This window comes from Caballeronia choica (assembly GCF_001544535.1).
In the GTDB taxonomy this organism is placed as follows: domain Bacteria; phylum Pseudomonadota; class Gammaproteobacteria; order Burkholderiales; family Burkholderiaceae; genus Caballeronia; species Caballeronia choica.
Genome location: NZ_FCON02000150.1, coordinates 1 through 18,510, shown reverse-complemented (window position 1 = coordinate 18,510; position 18,510 = coordinate 1). Strand labels below are relative to the sequence as shown.

Sequence of the window (18,510 nt, the reverse complement as noted above, 5' to 3'; positions counted from 1 at the left end):
TTCTTTGCTTACTTTCTTTGCAGCAGCAAAGAAAGTGAGTCCCGCCCCGGACAGGGGCAGAGCAAATAAACCACTAAAAAAACAAGTTCCACAGAAGCCCAAGCGCATCAAACGGTGTAAACAACAACACCACCCCAAACCCAAACCCAAACCCAAACCCAAACCCAAACCCAAACCCAAACCCAAACCCAAACCCAAACCCAAACCCAAACCCAAACCCAAACCCAAACCCAAGCGCCAGCGGCTCGCTCACCTCAGTGTTCACAGCCGGACGACGAACGAATAAAGGCGGGATCGGGCCGCCAGCTCAACGGCCTACTTCGCCGCCGGAGCCGCACCCGGATCTTCGTACTGCGGCAACCCCGCGCCGCTGCCGGAACTTGGCGCAGGCGCCTTGCCCGGCGCAGGTACGGCCGCAGGCGCCGAAGCCCCCGCCGCCGGCGCCGCGCCCGGATCCTCATAACTCGGCAGTCCCTGCTCCTTGCTCCCGCCACCCGTCGCCCCCGGCTGCGCCGCACTCGCGCCCTCGGGCGCCGCCGCGCCGGTATCGTCGCCGTAATCAGGTAGCGTCGAACTGCCGCCGCCCGTCAGCAGGTACTGCCGGCGCTGCGTGTACGCATCGCGGACGAACGCGTATTTGTCGAGCGCCGCCTGCGACAGAATATCGGTCGCGCCGAGCAGGTCGGCCCGCGCGCTGATGAAGTTCACGCCGAACAGGACGTTGCGTATCGCCGGCTCGGTATAGCTCACCGGGTCCAGCCGATACGCGACCAGCCAGTTCGTCGCATCGCGGAAGGAACTCGGCCCGAACACCGGCAGCACCAGATACGGCCCCGACGGCACGCCGTAATGTCCGAGCGTCAGCCCGAAATCCTGGTGATGCTTCGGCAGCCCGGTCTGCGACGCGATATCAATCAGTCCGCCCAGCCCGAACGTCGAATTGAACGCGAAGCGCACGAAATCCTCCGTGGCGTCGGTGATCTTCAATTGCAGCAGGTTGTTCGCGAAGTTGCCGACGTCGCCGAGATTCGAAAAGAAGTTGCTGACGGCGGTGCGAAACGGGCTCGGCGTCCAGTTCACGTAGAACTGCGCGACCGGACGGGCGACGTATTTGTCGATGCCGTCGTTGAAATTGAAGATCACGCGGTTCATCGGTTCGAGCGGATCGCCCGGGTGGCGGTCCGGCCCGGTCGCGCAACCGGCACTCGCCAGCACGGCTGTCATGGCGATGCTCACCCCGAGCGTCCGGACAGTCCTGGCGGCCAAAACCCTTCTCATTCTTCAATTCCTCTTAGGTTGTCGTGTCGTTGCGCCGCCCGCATCCGCGCGCGCTCGGCTCTTCTTACCTTGCGCGGCTTGCCCATCAGCACGGGCTGGAACACCACCGCGCCGATCAGCGTGCACAGGAGCGACAGCGCGAGCAGCCGTCCCATGCTCGAGGTTCCCGGATGATGCGAAAACCACAAGCTGCCGAACGCGGTGGCCGTCGTCGCCGCGCTGAACATCACGGCGTGCGTGAGGCTCGACTGCAAAAGCCGCGTCTGGCCGGAGCGCCACGCCATCACGAAATAAATCTTGAACGCGACGCCCACGCCGAGCATCAGCGGCAACGCGATGATGTTCGCGAAGTTGAGCGGCATGTCAAAGACGACGCACAACTCCAGCGTGACGATCGCGGAAACGAGCAACGGTATCAAAGTTCTGAAAACGTCGCCGAGACGGCGCAGCGCAATCCACAGCAGCACGGCGATCGCCAGCAGCGACAACACGGCGGCCTGCTGGAACGCCTTGATGATCGTCTCGGCCGAATGGCGGATGGAGATCGGGCCGCCGATCGCGTCCGGCTCGGCTTTCTGGACGGCATCGGCGAAACGGCCGAGCAGGCGGTCGTCGTTCTGGTCGACGCCCGGCGGCACTTTCGGCGACACGTCGACGAGCGCGTGGCCGTCCGGCGTCACCCAGCCGTCGACCATCGACTGCGGCAGCGTCGAGCGCGTGATTTCGGTCGGCTGCAACAGCGCGCGCAATTGCGCGAGCGCGAGGCGCAGCGGCTCGGCCATCGCGTGCTCGGCGCGCTCGCGCGTGGCGTCGTCGGCACGCGCGAGCTTCGCGAGCGTCTGCGAGAGGTGTCTGGCCTCGGCGTCGCCGGGGCCCGGATGCTCGTCGGCGGCGAGCGCGAGCTGGTTCGACAGGCGCTTCAACGCCGCGACCCGCACCGCGTCCGTGACCGGCGCCGCCACCGGCTGGTTGAGCGCCGGCAGCAATTGCGCGGCGGCCGCGCCGATCAGTTCGAGCTTCTTCGGCTGGTCGGCGGGGATCAGGCTTGCGAGCGTCGTCACGCGTCCCACTTCGGGCAGCCTGGCAAGACGCTCGCCGATGCGCTCGGCGTCCGCGAGCGACGGCGCGAGCACGGCGACATCGTTGACGGCCGCTTCGGGCGCGTCCTTCAGTGCGATGAGCGTCGCCATCGACTCCGTGTGCGGGTCCTTCAGGTGCAGCGGATTGAAGTCGAAACGCAGGTTCAGCAACAGCGGCAGCGCGCCGATCACGACGATCAGCGTGCCGATCAGCACGGGCTTGCGGTTGCGGTCGAGGAATTCGTCGACGGGTGCGAGCGCCGGGAAGCCGGGCGAACTCGCTTCGCCCGGGGGCGCGAACACCTTGAGCAGCGCCGGAAGCAGCGTCATGTTGGTCACAAACGCGACGATCATGCCGACGCCCGCGATCAGCCCCAGTTCCGACACGCCGCGATAGGCGGTCGGCAGGAATGAGAAGAAGCTCGCGGCGGTCGCGGCGGCGGCGAGCGTGAGCGGCACGGCGACATGCCGCGCGGTCTCGGCGAGCGCGACGTCGAGGCGCCGGTGCCGGTAGCGTTCCTCGCGATAGCGCACGCCGAACTGAATGCCGAAGTCGACGCCGAGCCCGACGAACAGCACCATGAACGCGACCGAGATCATGTTGAGCGCATGGACCATCATCAGGCCGAGCGCGGCCGTGATCGCGAGCCCGACGAAGACCGTGACGAACACCGCGACGATCATCTTCCCCGAGCGCAGCGCGAGCCACAGGATCACGAGCACGACGAGGAAGGTGGCGATGCCGTTCAGCTCGGCGCCGTCCTTCACCGACGCGAATTCCTCGTCGGCGAGCGGCTGCGCGCCGGTCAGGCGGACCGTGGCGCCGTATTTCTGCGCGAGGCCGAGTTCGTCGGCGGTGGCGCGGATCGCGTCGGACGCGCCCGCGCCGGCTTCGAGCGCGTTGAAATCGAGCACCGGGAGCACCGTGACGAACGCGCGCGCGGGCTGGTTCGAAGGCGTCGAACCGGACGAGCCGGCGAGATTGCGCCACGAAAACGCGGCCGGCTGGTTCGCCAGCACGCGGTCGAGCACGGTCGCGCTCTCGTTCAGGAGCGTCGACATTTGTCCAAGAGTCACCTGCCCGAGTTGCAGCGGCAGGTTCAGGCTCGTGTTGAGCGTCTGCGCGAGGCCGGTGAGCGTCGGATCGTGCGCCAGCGCGTTGATCAGCGGGCGCGCCTGTGCGAGTTGCTGGGTGGTTTGCCCGACCTTTTCGGTGGACAGGTAGAGCAGGCCGTTATGCTCGAAGAAGTCGCCGCCTTCAGGCTGCGACACCGATTTGAACCGGTCGGGATGCTTGCTGAGCGCGGCGGCGAGTTCGCTGGCGGCGGCATCGGCGAATTCGGGCGCTTGCGCCTCGACCACGACGAGCAGCGTCGAACCGCGCTGCGGAAACGCTTCGTCGATTGCGCGGCTGCGCGCGGCCCACTCCGGTTCCGTCTCGATCAACTGGCTGACGTCGGTGCTGATCCTGAAGTGATGGACGACGTAGACCGCGCTCAGCACGGCGAGCAGCAGCGAGACGACGATGATCCACACCGGACGGCGAATGGCGATGGTAACGAGGCGGGTGAGGTTGGACGTCAGCATGAGGACGGGTACCGTCGAGGTCCTTTGTTTTGAATGCGTGCTGTAATGGACGAACCAGCGAAAAACACCGGCGGGAATCGCGCAAGTATACCGGGGCGCGACCGCAGCGCTCCCTTGAACTGTCAACGCGTTGGCGAGTCGATATACTGGCTTGCCGCCGCGCCGAACAGTCATTACGCCCGCGCGATCAACTTTCCATATAGAGAACGGGTTCCATGAAACGCTATCTGTCTGTTTGTCTCACTTTTCTTGCCGGTGCGCTGTTTCTTTCTGGCAACGCTCATGCGCAGGCGAGCCCCGATGCGGTCGTGAAAAGCGCCGTCGAAGGCACCGTCGCCGCGATGAAAGCCGACCCGCAGGCCCGCGGCGGCGACATGGCGAAGATCACCCAACTCGTCGAAACGCGCTTCGTGCCCAACACGGACTTCCAGCGCACGACGCGCATCGCCGTCGGCAAGGCGTGGAGCACGGCCACGCCCGAACAGCAAAAGCAGCTCTACGACCAGTTCCAGGTCCTGCTCGTGCGGACCTACGCGTCGTCGCTGTCGCAACTTCGCGATCAGGACGTGAAGTTCGTGTTCGACGCCCCGAAGCTCGACGCCAACGCGAAAGACACCGTCGTCGAATCGCACGTCATTTCGACCGGCGGCGACAATCCGGTGCGCTATCGCCTCGAAAAGACGCCTCAGGGCTGGAAAATCTACGACATCGACATGATGGGCGCGTGGCTCATCCAGGTCTACCAGCAGCAGTTCGCGGGCCAGTTGTCGAAAGGCGGCGTGGACGGGCTGATCAAGTTCCTGACCGACCACAACGCGCGCACGGCGGAATGATCGAGGCGGCGGCGCTCAGGTGCGGCGGTGCTCCACCGCGTACTTGATCAGTTCGGCCTGTCCGTCGATATCGAGTTTGCGCTTCAGGTTCAGCCGGTGCGTTTCCACCGTGCGCACCGACAAGCCGTGCTGCTGCGCGATCTGCTTGCTCGACAGCCCCTCGGCCAGCGCATCGAGGATGTCGCGTTCGCGCGGCGTCAGGCGCTCCAGCGGCGTCTGCATCGACCGCGCCTGGATCATGCGCATCGCGAGCCCCGCGCTGAAAAACGTCTTGCCGGCGAGCACGGCGTCGATCGCGTGGATGATCTCGGTGGCCGGCGAATCCTTCAGCACATAGCCGCTCGCGCCCGCGCGCACGGCCTGCGCCACATATTCGACGTTGTCGTGCATCGACAGCATCAGCACGCGAATCCCCGGAAACCGCTCGTGAAAGAGCGCGGCCAGTTCGATTCCGCTCATCCCCGCCATGCCGACGTCCATCAGCGCGAGATCGGGCGGGTTGGCTTCGTCGGCGGCGAGCGCGAGCGCTTCGGCCGCGTTGCCCGCCTCGCCGATCACGGAGAGGTGCGGCGCGGCCTCCAGCCGGGCGCGCAGGCCATCGCGCACGAGCGGATGATCGTCGATCAGGACGAGGCGCGCGGGTCTAGATGTCATCGGTCAATCCTTGCAGGGTGGGTACGGCGAGCGGCAGCGGCACCGTGGCGGCGATCACCGTGCGTCCGACTTGCGACGCGACCGCGAAGGTGGCGCCGAGCGCGTCGAGCCGCTCGCGCATGTTGCGCAAGCCGACGCCGCTCTTCGGATCGGCGAGCGCCGCGTCGACGTCGAAGCCCTGGCCATTGTCCGCGATCGTGAGCGACACGGCATCGGGCGCGATGTCGAGCGTGAGGATGGCGCGCGTCGCCTTCGAATGCCGGACGATGTTGGTGAGCGCTTCCTGCGCGATGCGAAAGAGCACCGTGTTGACCGGATCGGGCAACGCGGGGCGCCTCGCGGGCGGCAACTTGGACACGGATTCGAAGCGCACGTCGAGCGCGCCCTGGTCGCTCAGTTCGCGGGCGAGTTGTTCGAGCGCGGCGGCGAGGCCGAGGTCGTCGAGCATCGCGGGGCGCAGCGCGTGCGAGATGCGTCGCACTTCGCGCAGCGTGCCGCTCAGTCGGCCGAGGCCGGTGGCGAGCGCCGCTTCGGCAGCCGGCACGCGCGTCTCGCCGCGCTCGAAGCGGGCCAGCGCGGATTCCAGCAGCAACTTCACCGAGACCAGCATCTGGCTGATGCCGTCGTGCAGTTCCCGCGAAAGGCGCGCGCGCTCCTGTTCCTGCGAATCGACGACTTGCCGCGCCAAGTGCTTCAGCTTGGCGTCGGCGCTGCGATGCTCGCTGATGTTGAGCACGGCCGTGCACACCGCGATCACGGCGAGCGCCGCGAGCGCGATGCCGCCGATCCACATCACCGTGCGTTCGATGTTCGCGGCCGCTTGCTCGTCGATGCGCGCGAGCGTCGTCTCGACATCCTCCAGATAAATGCCAGTGCCGATCATCCAGCCCCAGCGCGGCAGCGGCACGACATAGCCGAGCTTCGGCGCGAGCTTGCCCGTCGACGGGCGCCGCCACACATAGCGCACGTAACCGCCGCCGCGCGACGCTTCGCCGATGAGCTTCTGGATGGTGAGCGCGCCGGCCGGATCGCGCATTTCCCACAGGTCGCGGCCGACGAGATCGGGCTGGCGCGGATGCATCAGCGACGTGCCGTGCATCGTGTAGACGAAAAAGTAGCCGTCGGCGCCGAACTCCAGGCGCTGCAGCGCGTCGAGCGCCTGCTTCTGGCGTTGCGCTTCCTCGCGCGGCGTGCCGGGGGGCACGTCGTAGTAAGGCGTGATCGCGCTCTGCGCCACCTGGACGTAATGCCGAAGCTCGATTTCCTTGCTCGACATGTAGGCGGCCTGCATCGTCGCATGCTGCGATGCGGCGAGCGTCGTCGCCTGCTGGCGCACGCCATACTCGATGCCGCCGATCGCGAGCGCGAACGGAACGATCGCCAGCAGAAAGACCTTCGCTTTGAGATTCATGACGAGCTTCACGACGAGCACCAGCGCGATGTTCTACGTAATTCTACGTAGCCAGAATACGTAGTTGTCCGCTTGTAAGGGCTGCGGGGAAGGCGAATACTACACGCCCATAGCGCCTCTCGGCGCAATGCGCCCGTTCTGTCAATCAGACTCGGCGGGTATCTCAAACTAAAAAACAGGAGACGCCATGAATCGGGCTTCCGGATTCCTGGTCTGGATCGCGGTCGCGCTATTGGGCGCGTTCGCATTCGGCACCATCGCATTAGCGCATGGAGAGCGCATCAGCGCACTCTGGGTCGTGATCGCTTCGGTCTGCGTTTATCTGATCGCCTACCGCTTCTATTCGCGCTTCCTCGCGGGCAAGGTGCTGCAACTCGACGGCCTGCGCATGACGCCGGCCGTGCGTCACAACGACGGCCTCGACTACGTCCCGACCAACAAGTACGTGCTGTTCGGCCACCACTTCGCCGCGATCGCGGGCGCGGGTCCGCTCGTCGGTCCGGTGCTTGCCGCGCAGATGGGCTACGCGCCGGGCATGTTGTGGATTCTCGCCGGCGTGGTGTTCGCGGGCGCCGTGCAGGACTTCGTCATCCTGTTCATCTCGACGCGTCGCGACGGCCGCTCGCTCGGCGACCTCGTCAAGATGGAGCTCGGCATGGTGCCCGGCGTGATCGCGCTGTTCGGCACCTTCCTCATCATGGTGATCATTCTCGCGGTGCTCGCGCTGATCGTCGTGAAGGCGCTGACCGGCTCGCCGTGGGGCACGTTCACCGTCGGCGCGACCATTCCGGTCGCGATCTTCATGGGCATCTATACGCGCTATATCCGGCCGGGCCGGATCGGCGAGGTGTCGATCATCGGCTTCTTTGGCCTGATGGGCGCGATCGTGTACGGCCAGCACGTCGCCGAATCCGCGACGCTCGCGCCGTTCTTCACGTTCACCGGCACGCAGCTCACGTGGATTTTGATCGGCTACGGCTTCATTGCGTCGGTACTGCCGGTGTGGCTGCTGCTCGCGCCGCGCGACTACCTGTCGACGTTCCTCAAGATCGGCACGATCCTCGGCCTCGCGATCGGCATCCTGATCGTCGCGCCCGAACTGAAGATGCCGCAGTTCACGAAGTTCATCGACGGCAGCGGCCCGGTGTGGTCCGGCAGCCTGTTCCCGTTCCTGTTCATCACGATTGCGTGCGGCGCGGTGTCCGGCTTCCACGCGCTGATCTCGTCGGGCACGACGCCCAAGCTGATCGACAATGAAGCCAACATGCGCTTCATCGGCTACGGCGCGATGCTGATGGAATCGTTCGTCGCGATGATGGCGCTGATTGCTGCTTCGGTGATCGAGCCGGGCGTGTACTTCGCGATGAACAGCCCGGCCGCCGTGCTCGGCACGACGCCGGAAGCGGTGGCGCAGACGGTATCGAGCTGGGGCTTCCTGCTCACGCCCGACATGCTGACCTCGACGGCGAAGGCCGTCGGCGAGTCGACGATCGTCGCGCGTGCGGGCGGTGCGCCGACGCTGGCCGTCGGCATGGCGCAGATTCTCCACCAGGTGATCGGCGGCCCGGCGATGATGGGCTTCTGGTATCACTTCGCCATCCTGTTCGAGGCGCTCTTCATCCTGACCGCAGTCGACGCCGGTACGCGCGCCGGCCGCTTCATGCTGCAGGATTTGCTCGGCACGTTCAGCCCGGCGCTGCGCCGCACGGAATCGCTGCCGGCCAACCTGATCGCGACGGCGCTGTGCGTCGCCGCGTGGGGATATTTCCTGTATCAGGGCGTGGTCGATCCGCTCGGCGGCATCAACACGCTGTGGCCGCTCTTCGGCATCTCGAACCAGATGCTCGCGGGTATCGCGCTGATGCTCGGCACGGTCGTGCTGTTCAAGATGAAGCGCGAGCGCTACGCGTGGGTGACGATCCTCCCGACCATTTGGCTCCTGATCTGCACGATGACCGCCGGCTGGCAAAAGATTTTCGACGCCAATCCGAAGGTGGGCTTCCTCGCGCATGCGTCGAAACTCGTCGAGGCGCGCGACGCGGGCAAGATCGTGGCACCCGCGAAGTCGGTGGAGGAAATGAGCCGGATCATTTTCAACGACTATATCGATGCGGCGCTGTCGGGGCTTTTCATCTTCGTCGTGGTGAGTATCGTGGTGTATGGTGTACTTGCCGTGCGTCGCGCTCACCGCGAAACCCGGCCGACCGTGCGCGAGACGCCGTTCGAAGCGATGCCCGCCGGCTCGCCGACGGGCGCGGCGATCCGCTCGGGGCATTGATTGTCAGCGGGACACCCGGCGGCAGGGCTGTGCTCTGCTCCGCCGCGCGACCTGCGCGGTTACTTTGGAGAACAGGATGTTCACCGATCTTCGGCAAGCAGGGCGGTATCTGGGGCAGGCGATGCGCCTGATGGTCGGCTTGCCCGACTACGATAACTACGTGTCGCACATGCAGGCAACGCACCCGGACCGGCCCGTGATGACGTATGAGGAATTTTTCCGCGAGAGGCAGGAAGCGCGGTATCGGTCGAAGGTGGGGGGATGCTGTTGATTTGAATCAGCAGTACCCGCTGGCTGAAGGCGCGAAAAAGCGCGATGGCGAAAGCTGTCGCGCTTTTTTGTTGCGGTCTCAAAATTGCGTGACAGCCATTTGGCCGAGCGATAAAATGACCATGGACATATGACCAGGGGCGTATAATGCCGAACAAGCAGGTTTCCAAATCGGAATTCAAGGCGAGGGCGCTTGAGTATTTCCGGTTGGTGGAGTCGTCGGGGGAGAGCCTGATCGTGACCGACCATGGAAAGCCGACGCTGGAAGTGCGGCCGTATCAACAGGAAGCGAAGCGCGATCCGCTGGATGTGCTGAAGGGCTCCTTGCTGCGCTACGACGATCCAATGGAACCCGTTGGAGAAGACGACTGGGAGGCGGGTCAGTGATTGTTCTGGATACGCACGTACTGCTGTGGTGGGTGAGCGGAGAGGTTCAGCTCAGCAAGAAGGCAAAGGCCGCGATCGAACGAGAACGCAGCGAGGGCGAATTGATCGTTTCGTCGATCAGCGCGTGGGAGATATCGCTGCTCGTTAAGCGGGAAAGGTTGAGTATTTCGACAGACGTGAACAGCTGGCTCGCAACGGTCAACGAAATCGAGGCGCTACGATTCGTTCCTGTCGACAACGAAATCGCGCTGAAGGCCGTCGAACTTCCCGGCGAATTTCACAAGGATCCTGCTGACCGAATGATCGTCGCGACCGCTCGGGCGCTCGCCGCGCCTCTGATCACCAAGGATCAGAAGATTCGCGATTACGCGCATGTCAAAACCATCTGGTAGTGAAAGCGCGGCGGTCCCTCAAATCTCCGACACCAGCACCACCGCCTTCGCCGAAACGCTCTTCGCGGACCTCAGCGCCTTGTCCCGGACGGCCGTCATGTCTTCCACATCGCTCGAATACCGATAACTCGCCGGCAGCAGCCGGAAATCGCCGCCGACCTGTGCCGCCCGGGTCTCGCTGAAGCCGAGCTTTCGCAGGGTCTTCCCGAGCAGCGAGTAATCGTCGAGATCGGCTTTGCCGAGATTGATCAGTATGTTGAATTGAGCCATGAGACTTCCCGCGCGTACTTTCGAAGAGCCGCAAATCGTACATCGTCGACGCGAGCCGCTCGCGCGCGTCGACAAAAAGCACCAAAACAAACGGGCAGATGAATCGCCCCGATGAGCGACATCACCTGCCCGCCACCCGCCGCAGGAGCGCCGCTCAGTGCGCCGCGGCCGCCTGCTTCGCGCCCTTGTTGCCCTTGTTGCTCTTCGCGCGGCCGATCTCTTCCAGCTTGATCTCGACGTGCTTCGAGAACACGTATTCCGCCGGACGCTGCTTGTCGATCGGCAGGTCCTTCGCGTAGGCGCCTTCCGTGCGCGGGCCGCGCAGCGACACGCCCAGCGCCTTCAGCGGATGCGCCACCGTATCCATCACGGCCGTCGCTTCGAAGCCGCTGTGCACCATGCAGTCCGCGCACTTCTCATAGTTGCCCGTGCCGTACTTTTCCCACTCGGTGGTCTCCATCAGTTCCTTGAAGGTCTTCGCATAACCTTCGCCGAGCAGGTAGCACGGACGCTGCCAGCCGAACACGGTACGCGCCGGATTGCCCCACGGCGTGCACTGGTACGTTTGGTTGCCCGCGAGGAAGTCGAGGAACATCGCCGACTGGCTGAACGACCAGTTCTTGCCGTTGTTGCCGCGCTTGAAGATTTCGCGGAAAAGGGTTTTGGTCTTGTCGCGGTTCAGGAAGTGTTGCTGGTCCGGCGCGCGCTCGTACGCATAACCCGGCGACACCGTGATGCCGTCGACGCCCATCGGCCCGAGCGTATCGAAGAACGCGGCAACGCGCGCCGGATCGGCGTCGTTGAAGAGCGTGCAGTTGATGTTCACGCGGAAACCGCGGCGCTTCGCTTCCTTGATCGCCTTGACGGCCTTGTCGTAGACGCCTTCTTGCGAGACCGAATGGTCGTGCGCCTGCTGGTCGCCGTCGAGGTGGACGGACCACACGAAGTATGGGCTCGGCTCGTAGTCGTCCATCTTCTTTTCCATCAAGAGCGCGTTCGTGCAGAGATACACGAACTTCTTGCGCGCGATGATGCCCTTCACGACCTGCGGCATTTCCTTGTGCAGCAAAGGCTCGCCGCCGGCGATCGAGACGACCGGCGCGCCGCATTCATCGACGGCGCCGAGGCATTCTTCCAGCGACAGGCGCTGGTTCAGGATCGGGTCCGGATAGTCGATCTTGCCGCAGCCGTTGCAGGCGAGATTGCAGCGAAACAGCGGTTCGAGCATCAGCGCGAGCGGGTAGCGCTTGTTGCGCATGAAGTGCTGGCGCGCGATGTACGCGCCAACCCGGACTTTTTGCAGCATTGGAATTGACAATTGTGTGCTCCTTATTCTTCGCGCGCGGACGTTGCAGCGACCGCGGCAAGCGGTTGCGTCAGCTTCGCGGGGAGTTTGAATTCGACCTTCTCTTCGCGGCCGTCCATCGTCGAGACCTCGACGTGGCCGAGCGCGCGCAAGGCATCGATGACATGAGTGACCATTTCCTCGGGCGCCGAGGCACCCGCGGTAATGCCGACGGTCTGCGCATTCGCAAACCATTCCGGCTTCACTTCCGAGCCGTCCGCGACGAGGAAGCTCGGCACGCCGCTTTCGGCACCGATCTCGCGCAGGCGATTCGAGTTGGAACTGTTGGTGGCGCCGACGACGAGCAGCACGTCCACCTGCGTGCTCAACTCGCGCACGGCGGCCTGGCGGTTTTGCGTCGCGTAGCAGATGTCGCGCGTGTCGGGGCCGACGATATCGGTGAAGCGGCGCTGCAGCGCATCGATGATGCCGCGCGTGTCGTCGACCGACAGCGTGGTTTGCGTGACGTACGCGATGGGCGTATCGACGGGCAGATCGAGCGTGGCGACTTCGGCCTCGCTCTGCACGAGCACGACCGTGCCGGGAATTTGCCCGATCGTGCCTTCGACTTCCGGATGGCCCGCGTGCCCGATCAGGATCAGCGTGCGGCCCTGCGAGACATACTGGCGGCCCTGGACGTGGACCTTCGTCACGAGCGGACAGGTGGCGTCGAGCACATCGAGTCCGCGCGCCGCTGCGTCCGCTTCGACGGTTCGCGCCACGCCATGCGCGCTGAAGATCGCGACCGCGCCGTGCGGCACTTCGTCGAGTTCCTCGACGAAACGCGCGCCTTTGCTTCGCAGGTTATCGACGACGTGCCGGTTGTGAACGATCTCGTGACGCACGTAGACGGGTGCGCCGTTTCGTTCGAGCGCCCGATCGACGATTTCGATCGCGCGGACGACGCCCGCACAAAAGCCGCGGGGTTGAGCAAGGATGATACGCATATTCGGGCGAACTCCGACTGGCGCGGGTTTCGAGTGGACCTGACGCAAGGCGTCAGCCCTTCGAGTCCGTCCTGTCAATTTGTAGGGCGATTGACGGACTCACGGTTACGATCGGTAAATAAGGAACGATTCTTTCAAGCTTCGCGTAGAAGTTGACCGCGTATTCTAACGCGTTCGCTTTTTGGATGCTTGTTATGCGGGGGCGCCGGGGTTTCCGTCCGAGGGTTGTTCAGGGTGGAAAATATCCACGGCGGGTGCGCCTTCCCGCGCTTGCCATGCGTTCCCATGGGCGCGGGATGTGCGAACTACGGCAAATCGCAGAACCCAGTAAACTGTCCGGCGTTCCGGCGGAGTGGCCGGTCGTTCATCAACGCACGGCACGCAGCGCCGGGGCGTGATCCATTGGGTCGCAAGCGGCTGCGACGGTGTCGCGTTCCGTCGCAACCGCTGGACACGCCAGGAATTCACTTGCGCCGTGCCCCCGCGCAATCGCGTTTCATCGAAGGCTTATCCATTCATGTTACTGATCGCCTGGCTGTCATTTCTCATCTGGCTCGTGCTCCTCTTTGCGCGCGGCGGCTTCTGGCGCGTGCAGCCCGCCGCGCCGCTTTCCGCGACCACGCTGCACGCGCTCGGCAATGCCGAGATCGCGCGGCGCGGCGCGTGGCCGGCGCTGGTCGCCGTGGTGCCGGCGCGCAATGAAGCCGACGTGATCGGCCGCGCGGTCGGCTCGCTGCTGAGGCAGGACTATGCGGGATCGTTCCGCGTGATCGTCGTCGACGACCACAGCACCGACGGCACCGCCGACGCCGCCCAGGGCGCCGCTCGCGCGCTCGGCCTCGAAAGCCGTTTGATCGTGCTCAGTGCCGCACCGCTGCCGGCCGGCTGGTCGGGCAAGGTCTGGGCGCAGTCGCAGGGAATCGAGGCGATCGAGACGCTTGGCCTTCCCGCCGACTTCCTGCTGCTCACCGACGCCGACATCCATCATCCCGCCGATGCCGCGACGCAGCTTGTCGCGCGTGCGATCCTCGAGGACCGGGATCTCGTGTCGCTGATGGTGCGACTGCGCTGCGACTCGCTGTGGGAAAAGGCGCTGATCCCCGCGTTCGTGTTCTTTTTCGCGAAGCTCTATCCGTTTTCATGGGTGGGCGACGTGAAGAAGCCGACGGCGGGCGCCGCTGGCGGTTGCATGCTGGTGCGGCGTTCGGCGCTGGAAGAGGCGGGCGGGATGGAGTCGATCCGTGGCGAACTGATCGACGATTGCAGTCTTGCCGCGCGTCTCAAGCATCGCGACGGGCGCGACGAGGCACGGCCGATCCGGCTCGACCTCGCGGAGCGCAGCGAGTCGTTGCGGCCTTACGACGACTGGCGCGACATCTGGAACATGATCGCGCGCACGGCGTTCACGCAACTGCGTTATTCGCCGTGGCTGCTGCTGGGGACAGTCGTTGGGATGGTGTTGATCTACGTGGCTCCGCCGGTGCTTGCGCTTTGGCTGGGCGGACGTGCGTGGCCGGCGTGCGCCGCGTGGGCGATGATGTGCATCGCTTATGCGCCGATGCTGCGGTACTACCGACGCTCGTTATTGTGGGCGCCAGTGTTGCCGTTGGTAGCGGTTTTTTATGTCGGTGCGACGATCGCGTCGGCGGTGCGGTTCTGGCGCGGCAAAGGCGGGCAGTGGAAGGCGCGGGTGCAGGCGCAGAGGGATGCTGGCGCTTGAGGAGGAGCGGGCGCTGGCGCCAGCGGCAATCCCTCACCCCACCGCGAATTCCTTCTTCCTCGCCCTGGCCCCGCGGGCCACGAAATACGGCGTATCCACGCGAGCCAACGCCCCACGCCCACGAATCCTGTCGGCGATCTTTTCAGCCAGCATGATCGTCGGCGCGTTCAGGTTACCCGTGGTGATCTGCGGCATGATCGACGCATCGACGACGCGCAGCGCCTCCACTCCATGCACGCGCCCCTCGCCATCGACGACCGCCATCTCGTCGTACCCCATCTTGCACGAACACGACGGATGGAAAGCCGTCTCCGCCCGCGACCGAACGAACGCGTCAAGCTGATCGTCGGTGACGAGGTCCGCACCCGGATGCAACTCACGCCCGCGATACTTCTCCAGCGCCGGCTGCCGCATGATCTCGCGCGTGATGCGGATACCGTCGCGGAATTCGCGCCAGTCGAGCGGATCCGACATGTAGTTGAACAGGATGCCCGGATGCGCGTTCGGATCGCGGGACTTCAGCTTCACGCGGCCGCGGCTCGGTGAACGCATCGACCCGACGTGCGCCTGGAAGCCGTGCATCTTGATCGGATTCGAGCCGTTGTAGTTGATCGCCACAGGCAGGAAGTGATACTGGATGTTGGGCCACGGATCGTCGTCGCGCGTGCGGATGAAGCCGCCTGCTTCGAACTGGTTGCTCGCGCCGATACCGGTGCCGTTCAGCATCCATTCAAGCCCGATCGCCGGCTGGTTCCACCATTGCAGCGCCGGATACAACGACACCGGCTCCTTGCATTCGTACTGCATGTACATCTCGAGGTGATCCTGTAAGTTCTCACCTACGCCCGGCAAGTCGAGCACGAGCGGAATGTCGAACTCGCGCAGCCACGTCGAGCGGCCGACGCCCGAGCGCTGCAGCAATTGCGGCGACGCGATCGCTCCGCTGCACATCAGCACTTCGCGGCGCACATGCGCGCTCACGCGCTCGCCATGCCGCAGGTACGCGACGCCGATCGCGCGCTTGCCCGAGAACAGCACGCGATCGGTCACGGCGTGCGTGACGATGGTCAGGTTCGGCCGCTCTTTCGCGCGATCGAGATAGCCGCGCGCCGTGCTCGCGCGCCGGCCGTTCGCCGTCACGGTGCGATCCATCGGGCCGAAGCCTTCCTGCTGATACCCGTTGAGGTCTTCCGTGCGCGGATAGCCCGCCTGCACGCCGGCCTCGACCATCGCGGCGAAGAGCGGATTGTTGCCGGGCTTGCTGGTCGTCACATGAACGGGGCCGTCGCCGCCGTGATACGCATTCGCGCCGATGTCGCGCGTTTCGGCCTTGCGAAAATACGGCAGGCAATCGAGATACGTCCAGTTTTCAAGGCCTTTTCGTTCGGCCCAGCCGTCATAGTCGAGCGCATTGCCGCGGATGTAGCACATGCCATTGATCAGCGACGACCCGCCCAGCCCCTTGCCGCGCCCGCATTCCATGCGGCGGTTGTTCATGTGCGGTTCGGGCTCGGTTTCGTAGGCCCAGTTATAGCGGCGGCCTTGCAGCGGATAGGCCAGCGCGGCCGGCATCTGCGTGCGGAAGTCGAAGCGGTAGTCGGGGCCACCGGCTTCGAGCAGGAGCACGGTGACGTCGGCGTCCTCGGTCAGACGCGACGCTAGCACGTTCCCCGCCGATCCCGCGCCCACGATGATGTAGTCGTATTCGTTCGCGCTCATCGCACACACTCCTTCAAAACACCGGTTGATAGGGGCCGAGTTCGACCTGCACGGACTTGATGCGCGTGTAGTGCTCGAGCGTCGTGATGCCGTTCTCGCGACCGACGCCCGATTGCTTGTAACCGCCAACGGGCATCTCCGCCGGCGATTCGCCCCAGGTGTTGATCCAGCAGATGCCGGCTTCGAGCCGATGGATCACGCGATGCGCGCGCGACAGGTTCTCCGTCACGACGCCGGCGGCGAGTCCGTAGTCGGTGTCGTTCGCGCGGGCGATCACTTCGTCTTCGTCGTCGAAGGCGAGGATGCTCATCACCGGGCCGAAGATTTCCTCACGCACGATGCGCATGTCGTCGCGACAATCGGTGAACACGGTGGGCGCGACATACTGGCCGTGCGCGAAGTGGCCTTCCGTGATGCGTGCGCCGCCCGCGACGAGGCGCGCGCCTTCGCGCTTGCCGCTCTCGATGTAGCCGAGCACCTTGTGCAATTGCGCCGCGCTGACGAGCGGACCAAAGTTGGTAGTCGGCTCGACCGGCGATCCGATGCGAATGCGCTTCACGCGCTCGGTCACCAGCGCTTCGAATCGCGCGAGCACCGAACGCTGCACGAATACGCGCGTGCCGTTCGTGCACACCTGGCCGGAGCTGAAGAAGTTGGCGCTCATTGCGATGTCGGCGGCGCGTTCGAGATTGGCATCGTCGAAGACGACGAGCGGCGACTTGCCGCCCAGCTCCATCGTCACCTCCTTCAACGACGACCCGCCCGCAAGCGACATCACCTTCTTGCCGGTTTCGACACTGCCCGTGAACGACACCTTCGCGATGCCCGGATGCGCGGCCAGCATCGCGCCGACGCGTCCGTCGCCCTGCACGACGTTGAACACGCCGTCGGGCACGCCGGCTTCCGTGTAGATTTCCGCGAGCTTCAACGCGGAGAGCGGCGTGACTTCGCTCGGTTTGAAGATCATCGCGTTGCCAGCCGCGAGCGCGGGCGCCGACTTCCAGCACGCGATCTGGATCGGATAGTTCCACGCGCCGATGCCCGCGCAAACGCCGAGCGGCTCGCGTCGCGTGTAGACGAACGATTCGGGCCGCAATGGAATCTGCTGGCCTTCGATTGCCGTGGCGAGGCCCGCGTAGTACTCGATCACGTCGGCGCCCGTGACGATATCGACGGCCTTCGTCTCGGCGATTGGCTTGCCGGTATCGCGTGTTTCGAGCGCTGCGAGTTCGTCATTGCGCGCGCGCAGCAACTCGACCGCGCGGCGCAGGATGCGCGAGCGCTGCATCGCGGTCATCGCGGCCCACGCGCGCTGGCCTTCGCGGGCGGAGCGCACGGCGCGATCGATGTCGGCGGCCGATGCCTGCTGCACCGTCGCGAGCGTTTCGCCGGTCGCGGGATCGAGGGTGTCGAAGGTCTCGCCGCTCGTGGCGTCCACGTGGGCGCCGCCGATGTAGAGGCGTTGCAGGTCGAATGCGGGCATCGCGTGCTCCTTGCTGGAAGAGTCAGGCTGTTGATTCAGGGGGTGCTTTTCAGGTACGTGGTTCAGGTACGCGAACCAAGCACGAGGTCGATGTAATCGTTGGCGAGGCGCAGGGCGGCTTTCGTATCGAACGGTTCGCCGGCGAGCGCGCCGCGCAGCCAGAGGCCGTCGATCAGCGCGGCGAGGCCGCTTGCGGCACGCCGTGCGGCGGCGCGCGGCAGCGCCTTCGAAAACTCGGCGCACAGGTTTGAATAAAGACGCCGCGTGTTCACGTACTGAAGCCGGCGCAATTGCGGCTTGTGCATGCTCTCCGACCAGAACGCGAGCCACGTCTTCATCACGGGACCGCTGACCTGTCCCGCATCGAAGTTGGCCGCGACCACCGCGCGCAATTTGGAACGCGGGTCCGGTTTCGCATCCCGGCGACGACGCGAGGTTGCATTCCAGAGATCGCGCAGGACATGGCGCATGGTGGCTTCTAGCAGGCCGTCCTTGTCGCCGAAATAGTGGCTGACGATGCCCGTCGAAATGCTCGCGCGCTGCGCCACGGATGCCAGCGTCGCGCCGCCGAGACCGGCCTGGTCGATGGTCAGGAGCGTGGCATCGATTAACTGGGCGCGGCGTATTTCGCGCATTCCGAGCTTGGGCATGGGGTGGTCGTAAGGTTTGAGCGCAGCGATTTCGCTTGGTCGATGTTCATCGTAGGGGTTTTATATTGAACGGTCAATCAATAAAAATGGGGAGAAGGGGGCGGGGCGGGTGATCGCTCGCGCTTGGGGGCGGTGGTGGGTTGGTGTTTACGCCGTTTGATGCGCTTGGGCTTCTATTGAACTTGTATTGTTTTTGGTTTATTAGCT

The 18,510-nt window shown here is 64.7% G+C and carries 17 protein-coding genes; 7 read left to right on the top strand and 10 right to left on the bottom strand.

Annotated elements, in window-relative coordinates:
- Positions 1–286: hypothetical protein (locus AWB68_RS49990; RefSeq protein WP_235028683.1), on the top strand; the 286-nt coding region annotated here is incomplete at its 5' end.
- A 29-nt stretch (positions 287–315) separates the two neighbouring features.
- Here AWB68_RS49990 and AWB68_RS35930 read toward each other — a convergent pair.
- Positions 316–1,278, bottom strand: a complete 963-nt coding sequence (locus tag AWB68_RS35930) for an MlaA family lipoprotein (RefSeq protein WP_087649006.1) — start codon at positions 1,276–1,278, stop codon at positions 316–318.
- Positions 1,275–3,944, bottom strand: coding sequence for a hopanoid transporter HpnN (hpnN, locus tag AWB68_RS35925; protein WP_087649005.1), 2,670 nt, complete (start codon positions 3,942–3,944; stop codon positions 1,275–1,277). The genes AWB68_RS35930 and hpnN overlap by 4 nt, the downstream gene beginning before the upstream one ends.
- Before the next feature lie 215 nt (positions 3,945–4,159).
- Here hpnN and AWB68_RS35920 point away from each other — a divergent pair, with 215 nt between their 5' ends.
- The gene (locus tag AWB68_RS35920) at positions 4,160–4,777 is read left to right on the top strand and encodes an MlaC/ttg2D family ABC transporter substrate-binding protein (RefSeq protein ID WP_087649004.1); all 618 of its coding nucleotides are present in this window, start codon (positions 4,160–4,162) and stop codon (positions 4,775–4,777) included.
- A 15-nt stretch (positions 4,778–4,792) separates the two neighbouring features.
- Here the strand turns inward: AWB68_RS35920 and AWB68_RS35915 are convergent, their stop codons facing one another.
- Both AWB68_RS35915 and AWB68_RS35910 read right to left on the bottom strand, forming a co-directional pair.
- Positions 4,793–5,431, bottom strand: a complete 639-nt coding sequence (locus AWB68_RS35915; RefSeq protein ID WP_087649003.1) for a response regulator — start codon at positions 5,429–5,431, stop codon at positions 4,793–4,795.
- Positions 5,421–6,842 (bottom strand): cache domain-containing protein, encoded by a 1,422-nt coding sequence (locus AWB68_RS35910; protein WP_087649009.1) that lies wholly within the window; start codon positions 6,840–6,842, stop codon positions 5,421–5,423. The genes AWB68_RS35915 and AWB68_RS35910 overlap by 11 nt, the downstream gene beginning before the upstream one ends.
- Positions 6,843–7,029: 187 nt before the next feature.
- Here AWB68_RS35910 and AWB68_RS35905 point away from each other — a divergent pair, with 187 nt between their 5' ends.
- From AWB68_RS35905 to AWB68_RS35890, 4 genes are all read left to right on the top strand, one after another.
- Positions 7,030–9,120, top strand: coding sequence for a carbon starvation CstA family protein (locus AWB68_RS35905; RefSeq protein WP_087649002.1), 2,091 nt, complete (start codon positions 7,030–7,032; stop codon positions 9,118–9,120).
- A 76-nt stretch (positions 9,121–9,196) separates the two neighbouring features.
- Positions 9,197–9,391: a YbdD/YjiX family protein gene (locus tag AWB68_RS35900; RefSeq protein ID WP_087649001.1), complete on the top strand. Its 195-nt coding sequence runs from the start codon at positions 9,197–9,199 to the stop codon at positions 9,389–9,391.
- 143 nt (positions 9,392–9,534) lie between these two features.
- A complete protein-coding gene (locus AWB68_RS35895; RefSeq protein WP_087649000.1) occupies positions 9,535–9,777 on the top strand; it encodes a type II toxin-antitoxin system Phd/YefM family antitoxin in 243 nt (80 codons plus the stop codon).
- On the top strand, positions 9,774–10,169 hold the full coding sequence (locus AWB68_RS35890; RefSeq protein ID WP_087648999.1) for a type II toxin-antitoxin system VapC family toxin: 396 nt from the start codon (positions 9,774–9,776) through the stop codon (positions 10,167–10,169). The genes AWB68_RS35895 and AWB68_RS35890 overlap by 4 nt, the downstream gene beginning before the upstream one ends.
- 18 nt (positions 10,170–10,187) lie before the next feature.
- Here AWB68_RS35890 and AWB68_RS35885 read toward each other — a convergent pair whose 3' ends face one another.
- The 3 genes from AWB68_RS35885 to ispH form a co-directional block, all read right to left on the bottom strand.
- A complete protein-coding gene (locus AWB68_RS35885; protein ID WP_087648998.1) occupies positions 10,188–10,439 on the bottom strand; it encodes a hypothetical protein in 252 nt (83 codons plus the stop codon).
- A 154-nt stretch (positions 10,440–10,593) separates the two neighbouring features.
- Positions 10,594–11,757, bottom strand: coding sequence for an adenosyl-hopene transferase HpnH (hpnH, locus tag AWB68_RS35880; protein ID WP_087648997.1), 1,164 nt, complete (start codon positions 11,755–11,757; stop codon positions 10,594–10,596).
- Between the two features lie 11 nt (positions 11,758–11,768).
- The gene (gene ispH / locus AWB68_RS35875) at positions 11,769–12,731 is read right to left on the bottom strand and encodes a 4-hydroxy-3-methylbut-2-enyl diphosphate reductase (protein WP_087648996.1); all 963 of its coding nucleotides are present in this window, start codon (positions 12,729–12,731) and stop codon (positions 11,769–11,771) included.
- 517 nt (positions 12,732–13,248) lie between these two features.
- Between ispH and AWB68_RS35870 the strand changes: the two genes are divergently transcribed.
- A complete protein-coding gene (locus AWB68_RS35870) occupies positions 13,249–14,451 on the top strand; it encodes a glycosyltransferase (RefSeq protein WP_087649008.1) in 1,203 nt (400 codons plus the stop codon).
- A 33-nt stretch (positions 14,452–14,484) separates the two neighbouring features.
- On the opposite strand, the gene betA is transcribed toward AWB68_RS35870, so the two are convergent.
- The 3 genes from betA to betI form a co-directional block, all read right to left on the bottom strand.
- Complete coding sequence (gene betA / locus AWB68_RS35865; RefSeq protein ID WP_087648995.1) at positions 14,485–16,170, bottom strand: choline dehydrogenase; 1,686 nt, start codon at positions 16,168–16,170, stop codon at positions 14,485–14,487.
- A gap of 13 nt (positions 16,171–16,183) precedes the next feature.
- Complete coding sequence (gene betB / locus AWB68_RS35860; protein WP_087648994.1) at positions 16,184–17,653, bottom strand: betaine-aldehyde dehydrogenase; 1,470 nt, start codon at positions 17,651–17,653, stop codon at positions 16,184–16,186.
- A 62-nt stretch (positions 17,654–17,715) separates the two neighbouring features.
- Complete coding sequence (betI, locus tag AWB68_RS35855) at positions 17,716–18,303, bottom strand: transcriptional regulator BetI (protein WP_087648993.1); 588 nt, start codon at positions 18,301–18,303, stop codon at positions 17,716–17,718.
- Positions 18,304–18,510: the final 207 nt, after the last annotated feature.